This is a genomic window from Alteromonas sp. KUL42 (assembly GCF_006538325.1).
Lineage (GTDB): Bacteria > Pseudomonadota > Gammaproteobacteria > Enterobacterales > Alteromonadaceae > Alteromonas.
Genome location: NZ_BJKK01000002.1, coordinates 233,743 through 244,949 on the forward strand (window position 1 = coordinate 233,743; position 11,207 = coordinate 244,949).

Annotated in this window: 11 protein-coding genes; all 11 read left to right on the top strand. The window is 40.9% G+C overall.

Annotated elements, in window-relative coordinates; translation table 11 throughout:
- Positions 1–72: 72 nt before the first annotated feature.
- The 11 genes from EYR97_RS03860 (at position 73) to EYR97_RS03905 (ending at position 11,204) form a co-directional block, all read left to right on the top strand.
- Positions 73–909, top strand: coding sequence for an N-acetylneuraminate synthase family protein (locus EYR97_RS03860; RefSeq protein WP_278186704.1), 837 nt, complete (start codon positions 73–75; stop codon positions 907–909).
- Between the two features lie 13 nt (positions 910–922).
- Positions 923–1,123, top strand: coding sequence for an SAF domain-containing protein (locus EYR97_RS22590; RefSeq protein ID WP_278186706.1), 201 nt, complete (start codon positions 923–925; stop codon positions 1,121–1,123).
- Positions 1,116–1,937, top strand: a complete 822-nt coding sequence (locus EYR97_RS03865) for an NAD(P)-dependent oxidoreductase (protein WP_242634905.1) — start codon at positions 1,116–1,118, stop codon at positions 1,935–1,937. Before EYR97_RS22590 ends, EYR97_RS03865 begins: the two co-directional genes overlap by 8 nt.
- Complete coding sequence (neuC, locus tag EYR97_RS03870) at positions 1,930–3,129, top strand: UDP-N-acetylglucosamine 2-epimerase (protein ID WP_131092512.1); 1,200 nt, start codon at positions 1,930–1,932, stop codon at positions 3,127–3,129. Before EYR97_RS03865 ends, neuC begins: the two co-directional genes overlap by 8 nt.
- A 151-nt stretch (positions 3,130–3,280) precedes the next feature.
- Positions 3,281–4,360, top strand: coding sequence for a nucleotidyltransferase family protein (locus tag EYR97_RS03875; protein WP_131092513.1), 1,080 nt, complete (start codon positions 3,281–3,283; stop codon positions 4,358–4,360).
- A gap of 136 nt (positions 4,361–4,496) precedes the next feature.
- Positions 4,497–5,576 carry a GNAT family N-acetyltransferase gene (locus EYR97_RS03880; RefSeq protein WP_131092514.1) on the top strand — a complete coding sequence of 360 codons (1,080 nt, stop codon included), beginning with the start codon at positions 4,497–4,499 and terminating at the stop codon, positions 5,574–5,576.
- A complete protein-coding gene (locus EYR97_RS03885; RefSeq protein WP_131092515.1) occupies positions 5,569–6,501 on the top strand; it encodes a polysaccharide deacetylase family protein in 933 nt (310 codons plus the stop codon). Before EYR97_RS03880 ends, EYR97_RS03885 begins: the two co-directional genes overlap by 8 nt.
- 557 nt (positions 6,502–7,058) lie before the next feature.
- Positions 7,059–8,000, top strand: coding sequence for an NAD(P)-dependent oxidoreductase (locus EYR97_RS03890; RefSeq protein WP_131092516.1), 942 nt, complete (start codon positions 7,059–7,061; stop codon positions 7,998–8,000).
- A gap of 51 nt (positions 8,001–8,051) precedes the next feature.
- A complete protein-coding gene (locus EYR97_RS03895; RefSeq protein ID WP_131092517.1) occupies positions 8,052–9,545 on the top strand; it encodes a TIGR04372 family glycosyltransferase in 1,494 nt (497 codons plus the stop codon).
- Positions 9,546–9,645: 100 nt separating this feature from the next.
- On the top strand, positions 9,646–10,203 hold the full coding sequence (locus tag EYR97_RS03900; RefSeq protein ID WP_131092518.1) for an SIS domain-containing protein: 558 nt from the start codon (positions 9,646–9,648) through the stop codon (positions 10,201–10,203).
- Positions 10,204–10,214: 11 nt separating this feature from the next.
- On the top strand, positions 10,215–11,204 hold the full coding sequence (locus EYR97_RS03905) for a GDP-mannose 4,6-dehydratase (protein ID WP_131092519.1): 990 nt from the start codon (positions 10,215–10,217) through the stop codon (positions 11,202–11,204).
- The last annotated feature ends 3 nt before the right edge of the window (positions 11,205–11,207 follow it).

The window sequence follows — 11,207 nt, forward strand, 5'->3', positions numbered from 1 at the left end:
GCGTTATCGGCAGAAATTTGTAAAAAGTGAACGCCATAGTGCAAAAGGTTAAGGCGTTCGGTGGAGAGTAAAATGAATAACAACGAATTCGACATTGCGGGGCGCAAGATTGGTTATCACCATCCTCCTTTAGTTATTGCTGAAATAGGCATTAATCACAATGGCTCATTGGATGAAGCTAAGCGCCTGGTTGACGCTGCGGTTGGTGCTGGCGCAGAAGTCATTAAGCATCAAACGCATGTCGTTGAAGATGAAATGACCAAAGCGGCGAAGCAGGTAATCCCTTCCCATACGAAAGAGTCCATCTATGAGATTATGGAGGCATGCGCCTTATCTGAATCAGATGAGATTGCATTGAAGGCCTATGTAGAGTCAAAAGGCGCCATTTTTATCAGTACACCTTTTTCACGTGCAGCTGCTGATAGGCTCGAACGTATGGATGTTCAGGCATACAAAATTGGCTCAGGGGAGTGTAACAATTATCCATTAATTGAGCACATAGCGTCTTTCGGTAAGCCCATTATCTTGAGTACAGGAATGAACAGTATCGATACTGTTCGACCGTCGGTTGAAATTATAAGAAAGTTTGGTGTGCCTTTTGCGCTGCTACATTGCACTAATGTATATCCAACGCCGCCAGAGCTCGTTCGTCTTGGTGCAATGACTGAGTTACAAGATGCTTTTCCCGATGCTGTAGTTGGCCTGTCTGACCATACCATTAATAACTATGCTTGTTTAGGTGCTGTAGCATTGGGGGCGAGTGTTCTAGAACGTCATTTTACTGATAGTATGGAGAGGCAAGGGCCCGACATAGTGTGTTCAATGGACCCGAAGGCGCTCAGTGAACTTATAGAAGGTAGTTCGTTTTTTACAAAAGGAGCGTGGCGGCAGCAAAGGTGCAGTAAGTGAAGAAAAGCCGACCATAGATTTCGCTTTTGCATCAGTATGCACGACTAAAAAAGTTTTACAGGGTGAAGTCTTCACTAAAGATAATTTATGGGTTAAACGCCCTGGAGTTGGCGATTTCAAGGCGGAACGTTTCAATGAAATGCTAGGAAAAAGAGCGGCACATGACATAGAGAGCGACGAGCTATTGAAAATAGGAGATGTCATTGATGCTTAATGTCACGGGGGCAAATGGATTCATCGGTCAAGCTATACTTGGTTATTGTGATGCAAATGGTATTGCGGTGCGAGGGTTCTCGAGAACGCCGCCCAAATCACTCAATATTACCCAAGTCGCGGATTATAGTGAGCTGATTCATATAGTAGAAGGGGAGCCTCTTATTCACTTGGCTGAGTGCAGCGTGGTTGCTCAGTTGCATGATGATTTAGCAAAGCAACAATATGATCTTCTCGATAAATTATGCCAAGGCAACTTTTCAAAGCTTGTCTATGCCTCTTCAGCCGCTATCTACGATAGTTGCAACCAAGATATACCTGTATCATCAAATGGATTTGTTGATACAGTTTATGCAAATGCAAAACGTAGAAACGAAAGCCTAGTGTTGAATCACAAAGGGGGCATAGCAGTGCGGTTGTCCAATGTGATCGGCAAAGGAATGAACAAGGATACAGTTATACCCACAATACTTTCTCAATTGGGTAGGGATTTGCTCACGGTGTTTACGGTTAAACCAATACGAGACTATGTGTCTGTAAATGACGTTGCATCGGCATTAACTGTACTTGCGTTGAGTAAAGAAAGTGGCATTTTCCACATAGGAAGTGGTGTTGGACATTCTGTTTCAGATCTAATCGAGAGCGCGGCGCGACTTAAAAGCTTACCTTGCCCTGTTATCGAAGAGAGTAAGCCAAGTATTCCCAATTCGCGCATCGTGCTGAATATTTCTGATTCGCTATCACGCTTAAATTGGCGGCCTTTATATACGCTAGAAGATGCTCTTTTATCACTAATGGAGTGTGAGAATGGGTAGGCGTATAGCTGTATTTACCGGTAATCGAGCTGAGTATGGTTTGCTCCGACCTATTATAGAGAAAATACAAAGCGACCCAGACTTGTCTTTACAATTACTTGTAGCTGGAGGCCATCTAGACAATAACTTTGGTCGAACGTTGACCGATATTCAGCAAGCTGGTTTTCCCATTTCGGCAGAAATTGCAATAGACCTTAAAAATGATGATTTGTTTTCCACGGCCGTGGCCGTGGGGGATGGCATTAAGAGTATTGCACACGAATTGGCCAGGTTAAAACCAGATATGCTGATGGTCTATGCAGACCGATTCGAAGGTTTTTCTGCTGTTATTGCTGCTTCGCAAATGTGTATTCCTGTAGCGCATCTGGAAGGCGGTGACATGACCGAAGGTGGTGCACTAGATGACAGTGTTCGTCATGCCATGACGAAGCTAAGTCACCTGCATTTTACAACTAATGAAGTGGCATCTAAAAATGTTATTCAGATGGGAGAAAGCAAAGAGCGCGTGTTTACCGTAGGTTTGCCTTCGATAGATGCCATAGTTAAAGGCGATTTGGCAAGTAAAGAGGAAATTGCTGAGGCATGGGGGCTTTCTACCAGCAAACCGCTCATAGTGTTTACGCAACACTCTGTTACCACCGCATTTGACCAAGCGGAAAATCAAATTCGAGCCTCTTTAGCTGCACTGGAATCTTTCTTGGTTCGGGAAATTCAAGTGTGTATTACTTATCCCAATAACGACGCGGGTGGAGCGAGAATTATTGGGGAATTAAAACGTTTTGCTGAAAAGTTTGAAGATAATTTGGTCTTGGTGCCCTCATTAGGGGGGAGAATGTATCACGGTATATTAGCGCTAGCACGAAGCATCAATAATAGAGTTGCTTGTGTTGGTAATTCTTCATCAGGTATTAAAGAAACCCCTATATTTGGATGTCCGACAGTGAATATCGGTAGTAGGCAAGCAGGACGCTTACGAGCGGGCAATGTCATAGACGTTGATTACGATACAAGAGCTATCTCAATCGCTATAGAAAAATGTTTGTTTGATGATGCATTCAGACAGCACTGTCAACAAGTAGCTAATCCATACGGTAATGGGCAAGCCGCAAAAAAAATTGTAGACGTGCTAAAAAGCGTAAATCTAGATGCCAATTTTGTTGCTAAAAAGCACCATTTTTATGCAGCTGACTAAACGACTACAGCTTCTGATTTTGGTAATGTTTTTATTCATGATGCCGATACTACAAAATGAGGCGATAAAAATGCTTCTGTGTTTTTCCAAGTGTGATTAACATTTACAAAAACTGAGCCTTATTTTTAATTGCAAATCATGGGGAAAGATAGTGACAAATAGCTACGATTGGAAACGTATTGTTGTTGCGCCTGATACCCCTCTTGGTTCAGCAATTCATCAGCTTGATATTGAAGGTAAACGCAGTTTATTGATTGCCGATGAGAATGACATTCTTCTCGGAATTGTTAGTGACGGTGATGTGCGCCGAGCACTACTCAAAGGGGTTAGCCTAACAGAGCCTGTTACACGGGTAATGCAAAGTAATCCAAAGGTTGCCACACGCCATTGGAGCGAAGTTCGTCTCCTCTCGTGTATGGAGCAATACCAACTTCTCTTTATTCCAATTGTAGACGATCAAAGACGTATATTATCGGTCTCTTTCTTGTATTCACTATTAAGAAAACCGAGATTTGAAAACGCCGTTTGTTTGATGGCAGGAGGCTTTGGAACACGATTAAGACCACTGACAAATTCTTGCCCCAAGCCCATGTTAAAGTTGGGTAATAAGCCCATTCTGGAATTGATTTTACAGCGCTTTATTAGAGCGGGTTTTTATCGTTTTTATATATCTACGCATTACATGCCCGAGAAGATAGTTGAGCATTTCGGCGATGGTAGTGAGTGGGGCGTAGAGATTGCTTATTTGCATGAAGATAAACCGTTAGGCACTGCAGGGGCATTAGGTCTGCTTCCGAAAGATATTATCTCAGAGCCCATGTTTCTTATGAATGGTGATTTGTTGACAGACATCGATTTTTTGGCTCTGTTGGCGCACCATGATGAACATGGTGGCGAAGCTACAATGTGTGTGCGTGAATACGAGTATCAAATCCCATTTGGTGTGGTAACTACCGCAGAGCATCAAGTATCTGGCATTGTTGAGAAACCTATACACAAGTATTTTATTAACGCTGGTGTGTATGTTTTGTCACCGTCATTGGTGAAAAGCATACCGAAAGGGCAAGCGTTAGATATGCCGACATTACTTAGCCAAAAATTAGAGAGTCACGGTCGAATTAATCATTTCAAAGTAGATCAAGATTGGATTGATATAGGACGCCTTGATGACTTTAAGAAAGCCAGTGCGATGATGGAAGACCTATACTCAGACGGCTGTTTGACAAAGTAAATGTTTTTGTTGAGCGCAAAACACAACACTACTCTGTGAGAAGCACAGCATTTGTTTTTTACAAAGGGTTTAGACACATAGTTTGAATGCCATAAAAATTATTAGCTCAAAGGTCTAATTACCTAGGAGAATATAAATGTCAATCAAGATTGGTTTTGCTAATGAACTTGGTGTCAATGCATCACAGATCAGGAAATTCTATCAAAATCATTGGCAACATAAGATTGCGCTGAGTGATGAAGAGTTTCACAAGTGGCAGTTTGAAAGTGCTGCTGAAAATATGGGAGCTAACAGTTGCGTAGTCGCACTTAGTGAAAGTGACCTATTAGGCGTGATGGGGCTAAACAAGCGCAAGTTTAATCTTGCTGGTCAATGCCTAAACGGGGCCGAATTGACTACTTGGGTTGTAGATCAAAAGAACAGAGGATCTGGCGCTGGAGCCAAAATACTGAAATACATAATGAATAACTTCGATGTGGCATTTGGTATGGGGATATCAGAAGATGCTCTGCCAATTTATATTCGGTCTGGTTTTCATTACTTGCGGTATATCCCAAGGTATATTCATGTTGTTGATGCAAAAAAAGTACTCGCAATTTCTGAGCATGCTTCTTACGCACCCAAATTAGTTAGAAATGCATCGGGTAAACAATCAAAGATAGAAGCAGAAAGAATATCTTGGGTGGATCAATCCCTTGCACCCTACGTTGAAGGTAACCATTTTTCGAGGAGCTTAGATGACTTAATTTGGCGATATGATAAACACCCGTACTTTAAGTATGACACATTTAAAATTACAAGTGTTGATGGTGGAATTGGTTATGTTGTACTTAGAGAAGAAATCACAAATGATATAAAAATTTTGCATATCATTGACATACTGGGTCCAGAATCTGTCTTTGAATACTGTATAGAGTTTGCAGAGTTTTATGCTAAACAAAATGACTTTTGGGCTGTAGATGTATATTCCACACTAAGTCGTCTAAACAAGTTTTTTAACCATCGGTCATGGCTGTCTGCAGTTGATTCGTCTTTCATTAATATACCTCATCTTTTTCATCCATTAGAGGTAAGGAAGCCAGCAACTACATCTCTTATATATTGGGCCAAAGATTCAAATGTAAATTTTTTAAACGTATCTGATTTGTACCTTACCAAACAAGACTGCGATCTGGATCGACCGACTATGAACTTTATAGGGTGTCAAAATGAGTGATCTAACAATTGTGATGTATCATTACGTTAGACCGATTAAGGGCAGTCGATTTCCTGGAATAAAAGGCTTAGAGCTTGAAGGTTTTAGGAACCAGTTAGACTATATAAGTACAGAGTTCAATGTTGTAAGTACGGAGCAAGTAGTGGATGCCTCTAAGAACGGTTCAAAACTACCACCAAATGCATGTTGGCTAACTTTCGACGACGGATACAAAGATCACTTTGAATTTGTACTTCCTGAATTAGTTAGTAGAAAATTGGTTGGCGCATTTTTTCCTCCAAGAGCTGCTATCGAAGAAAACATAGTGTTAGATGTCAACTCAGTCCAACATATTCTTAGCAGTACTCAGTGCATCAGTGGTCTGATTTCTAAGATAAACGAATATTGTCGAGTGGCTGGAATGTCGGACAGACAAATTAGCAAATTACATAACAAACTTGCTTTTGCTAATAGATTTGATGACGCGAATACAATTTATGTAAAGCGAATGCTTCAACATGCCTTACCAGAAACATTGAGAAGCGAAATTGTAAAGCAATTATTTAAAGACATTATTGGCATCAAATTAGAGGAGTTTTCAAAAGAGCTATACATGACCGTTGAAGAGGTTAAAGTTCTTATAGAACATGGTATGTATGTTGGTAGCCATGGCTCAATGCATTATTGGCTCGATAGAAAATCTGCTGAAGAGCAAGAAAAAGAAATACAGCATTCTCTAGAGTTTTTAAATGGTGTGGGGGCTTCATTGAAAGACTGGGTGATGTGTTACCCTTATGGAGCTTATAACCACGATACTCTCTCTTTACTCAGAAAGTACAAAGCTTCTATAGGTATTACAACTAAGGTTCGCGTAGCTAATTTAAAAATTGACAATCCGCTTGAATTGCCGAGGTTAGATACTAATGATCTACCGCAATATCTATAGACTATTTCTAGACATGCATTTTGAAAAAAAATAAATATTGTATTAAGAAAAAATAGCATGCAATGCTTCTGAAGGTTAATCATCGTTCTCACCATATTCCAAACAAACCCAGCCAATTGTCAATGGGGCCATTTACTTACACGTTTATATTTCTAGTGCGCATTCATTAACCCTACTTTAATGTTGAAAATATTGGCGCACATTTGTCGTAATCAGCGCTGGTTTCCTGATAGTATGTCATTGCTTTTATTATAAGAATGGCAATCATTGAGGCACAATACGTGGAAGTGTTTAAGTTGTTGTAACTATGAAAGGTTACTCCGTTAAATGATTTTGTATCCATACCCAATAAGCCATTCAACTTTTGGCGAGTATAGTAGCGATATTTGACGTTTAAGGTTAGGGGCTATGTGCCGATAACCTTTAAACGAATCGATGAGTAAATGACATCGCTGATTATCGGGCTGTCTAATTTTAGTTGTAGCGGACTTATCACAAGCAAGTTGAATATTATTACTGCACATAGGCGGTAAATTTAGAATTTAGTGGAACCAAGAATGAAAAAAATACTGGTAACGGGGGCATGTGGATACAAAGGGTCTGTATTGGTCCCCAAATTGCTGAACGAAGGGCATCAAGTTATTGCTATTGATACTCAGTGGTTTGGAAATTTTCTACCCACACATCCAAACCTTACTGTTGTAAAACACGATGTTCGCTTCACTAACACTATTCCACTTAAAGGTGTAGATACTATTATTCACCTTGCGTCTATTGCTAATGACCCTTGTGGCGATCTTAATCCAAAACTGACATGGGAAGTAAGTGCACTTGCCACAATGCAGCTAGCTGACTATGCCGTTAGAGCTGGCGTTCAACAATTTATTTACGCCTCTTCGGGAAGTGTTTACGGGATTAAAGATGAAGAGCATGTCACTGAAGAGCTCACGTTAGAGCCTATTTCAGAATACAATAAAACAAAAATGGTCGCTGAGCGCGTGCTGTTGAGCTATCAAGATAAAATGGCGGTTCAAATTGTACGACCCGCTACGGTATGCGGCCTTTCTCCCCGTATGCGCTTAGATGTAGCGGTTAATATGCTAACCATGCAAGCAATAAAACGCGGGAAAATTACTGTGTTTGGCGGTAAGCAATCTCGCCCAAATATTCATATGCAAGATATTACGGACCTGTATTTATTCTTACTTGACCGGCCTGAAGTAACAGGCGTATACAACGCCGGTTTTGAAAATATTACGATAGAAGACATAGCGCAAATCCTAGCAGAACGCACAGGTGCTGAAGTGGTATCGACGCCTTCAAACGATCCACGCTCTTATCGCATAAACTCTGATAAATTATTGGCAACAGGGTTTAAGCCCAAATACACCGTCGCTGATGCTATAGAGCAAATTATAGAAGCTTATAACAACAAAGAGTTAGAAGAAAAGGACCGCTGGTACAACCTTAAGTGGATGGAAGCAAATTGTTTGGCATAGTCAATCATATAGAATTTAGTAATAACTAATCCATTGCTTTAAGGAGAGAATGTGTTCGGTTATCCTTCAAAGGTTAGTCAGCAAATCAACAGCTTGATTCAAAATGAAGAGTATTCTGCGTTGCTTACGTTGGCTAATCAGTATTTAGTTATTGACCCCAATAACAGCGAGTGGCTCTACATTAAGTTTAGGGCGTTATCAAAGCTCGAACAGTTGCAAGATAACTTGGGTTTTCTGAGAAAGCTATGTTGGTATAGAAGTTCCTGCGATGATGTATTCTACCACCTTGCATGTAATTTCGCGCAGCGAGGAGATGTGTATGACGCTTTACTCGCAACGGCGTTCTGTTTAAGCATAAATGATACGAACAAAAAAGCGAGTGCATTGCAATCTAGCTTGCTCAAAGCAAGTGGTAAAACTGCTCTGAAAGTCAGCTTTCTTAAGTCTGATAGAATCGGGCATCTTACTTCTGAACCCGATGCTTGGCTTCGTGAGCAAGCTGTTAGTGGATCAAAAAACGACAGTGTCTTACATTTATTTGTTGCTGGCGAGCCTGTGTGTAACGATGCATTACTTGTTGTTTTAGAACGTTATGTAAACGTACATCGAAGTTCATTTTTTCATAAATTACATATGACACGCGGCAAATTAATCGCTGAGCAATACTTTGTCAAAATGCCCTATGATGCCAACTACAATGCACGAAAAAAAGTCAATGCAGATGAAAAAATTCTTGAATTATGTCGTGTTTACAATGCACATGAACGGGTTATCTATTTAACTGAGAATGAAAAACAGCAAGCGTTAGAAGAGGCGCTTTGTCTAGGAATAGATTTGTCTGAGAAATTGGTTTTGCTTCACATTCGTGACTCAGCATATCTTAGTCACCTTCTGCCGGAAAAGGATTTCTCATATCACAGGATGCGTGATGGCTCTATTATTCATTATGAAAAAGCGATTCGCTATCTTGTCAGTCTCGGGTATAGAGTCCTCAGAGTGGGTGGTGAAACTAACCAAAGGTTAGACACAAAAATCTCAGGGTACACAGATTTGTGTGGAAAAACATCTCCACTGCTCGATTTGGCACTTTACGACTTTTGTCAGTTTTATATTGGTACGAATTCAGGCCCTTTAGGTACATCAGCTATGTTTGATGTTCCAACTCTATTGGTGAATTGTGCACCAGCGGTGAATTTTTACGCCACCAAAGGGCGATGTATCGCTAAAACGCTTTGGCAAAATGGTGAAAGTGTATGCTTCAACGAAATTATTGCTGGTAAAACACTTGGTGATGATAGCGACGTTAGAATACGAGACTGCTATGACGCCAACGAATTAGCAAAGTACGGTTTAGTTTATAAAGAAAATACTGAAGAAGAAATTGTTGAGGCCGTTACAGAGTTTGAGCAGTTACACCGTAACCAGCAATGGTCGGTCTATGGCGAAAATCAGCAACGTTACTTAGCCGAAACACCGAGTGAGGTTGGTGCATTTGAAGGCAAGACAATACCTACAGAGTCATACTTGCAACGCTATTACAGGTAATTATAAGCGTGTAGTAAAAAAGATTGAAAGTAGTTTCAAATAGGGCGCACTCAATTAGGTGAGGACGAGTGCACCTCATAACAGATAAGATGAGTTATCAGTGAATTTTTATACACAATACAGTGATACATTAACTGAACAGCTGAACACCTTTGACTGGAATCTTGTAGAACAACTGGTTGAAGCGGTGATGACAGTGTGGCAAAACGAGCAACGTCTTTTTATTTGCGGTAACGGCGGAAGCGCTGGTAATGCAGTTCACCTCGCAAACGATTTTATTTATGGCGTAAACCCCTGTGGTCGCGCTATTGATGCAGAAGCGCTTAGCGCGAATAGCGCAGTGCTTACCTGCTTGGGTAACGATCTTGGTTATGAGCACATTTTCTCACATCAAGTGAGTGTTAAGGCAAAATCAGGAGATTTACTTATCGTGCTCTCCGGGAGTGGGAATTCTGCAAACATTGTACGCGCGTTAGCGCAAGCAAAGTCTCAAGGAGTTAAAACCTGCGCCATACTGGGGTACTCCGGAGGTGAAGCTAAAGCACTGGCAGACTTACCCATACACTTTCCTGTTAACGATATGCAAATATCCGAAGATTTGCAGCTTATTGTTGGGCACATGCTAATGCGTAGGCTAAATACTTTAATCACTTCTTGAGCATGGCAGTTATGAAAAAAATTGTGGTATTAGGCTCGGGTTCGTTTGCTGGTAGCCAATATATTCATCACACCTTAGCACCAGATACAAAGATAATTGGCATCAATCGTTCTGCGCAAACTAGTGCTTTATTTTTGCCTTATCTGTCCTCGCCCAATATCGAAAATTTCACGTTTCTACAACTCGATATTAATAAAGACTTGCCACAAATATTTCAGTGTTTAGACGACTTTGAGCCTGACATCATCGTTGATTTTGCTGGGCAAGGTATGGTGGCGGAAAGCTGGCAACAACCCCATCAGTGGTATCAGACTAATGTTGTGAGTAAGGTTAAGCTGCACCAGTTCCTTATAGATAAAGCATGGTTAAAACGTTACATAAGAATATCGACACCTGAAGTTTACGGTTCTTCAGAATCAATGATTGATGAAAGCGCCGTATTCAATCCAAGTACACCTTATGCGGTGAGTCATGCTGCTATAGATATGAGTTTGAAAACCTTTCATAAGCAATACGGTTTCCCTGTTGTCTTTACCCGCTACTCTAATTTTTATGGTGCAGGTCAGCAATTGTATCGCATTATCCCAAGAACAATTCTTTACGCACTTTCAAACCAAGTGTTGAGCTTACATGGCGGCGGTCATGCAATTAGGGCTTTCATCCATGGCAAAGATGTCGCACAAGCAATCAATAAAGCTATTGAGTATGGAGTTACAGGTGAAACTTATCACTTTTCGACGACTGATTTTGTGTCGATTAGAGAATTGGTCCAGCGCATTCATCAACAAATGGGGGTTGATCATGATTCTCTCGTTACTATTTCGGATGATCGGCCCGGCAAGGATCTAAAATATTTGATGGACGACACAAAGAGTCGTCGTGACCTTGGCTGGACGCCAACCGTTTCTCTAGATGAGGGAATAGCACAAACCGTAGCTTGGGTAACGCAAAACCGAGATGCACTGCTCACATACCCGCTCAATTACGAACATAAAGAATAAGTA

Coding starts and splice junctions, on each gene's coding strand:
- EYR97_RS03885 (WP_131092515.1), top strand. CDS start 5,569: ATGAGTGATCTAACAATTGTGATGTATCATTACGTTAGACCGATTAAG.
- EYR97_RS03860 (WP_278186704.1), top strand. CDS start 73: ATGAATAACAACGAATTCGACATTGCGGGGCGCAAGATTGGTTATCAC.
- neuC (WP_131092512.1), top strand. CDS start 1,930: ATGGGTAGGCGTATAGCTGTATTTACCGGTAATCGAGCTGAGTATGGT.
- EYR97_RS03865 (WP_242634905.1), top strand. CDS start 1,116: ATGCTTAATGTCACGGGGGCAAATGGATTCATCGGTCAAGCTATACTT.
- EYR97_RS03905 (WP_131092519.1), top strand. CDS start 10,215: ATGAAAAAAATTGTGGTATTAGGCTCGGGTTCGTTTGCTGGTAGCCAA.
- EYR97_RS03890 (WP_131092516.1), top strand. CDS start 7,059: ATGAAAAAAATACTGGTAACGGGGGCATGTGGATACAAAGGGTCTGTA.
- EYR97_RS03880 (WP_131092514.1), top strand. CDS start 4,497: ATGTCAATCAAGATTGGTTTTGCTAATGAACTTGGTGTCAATGCATCA.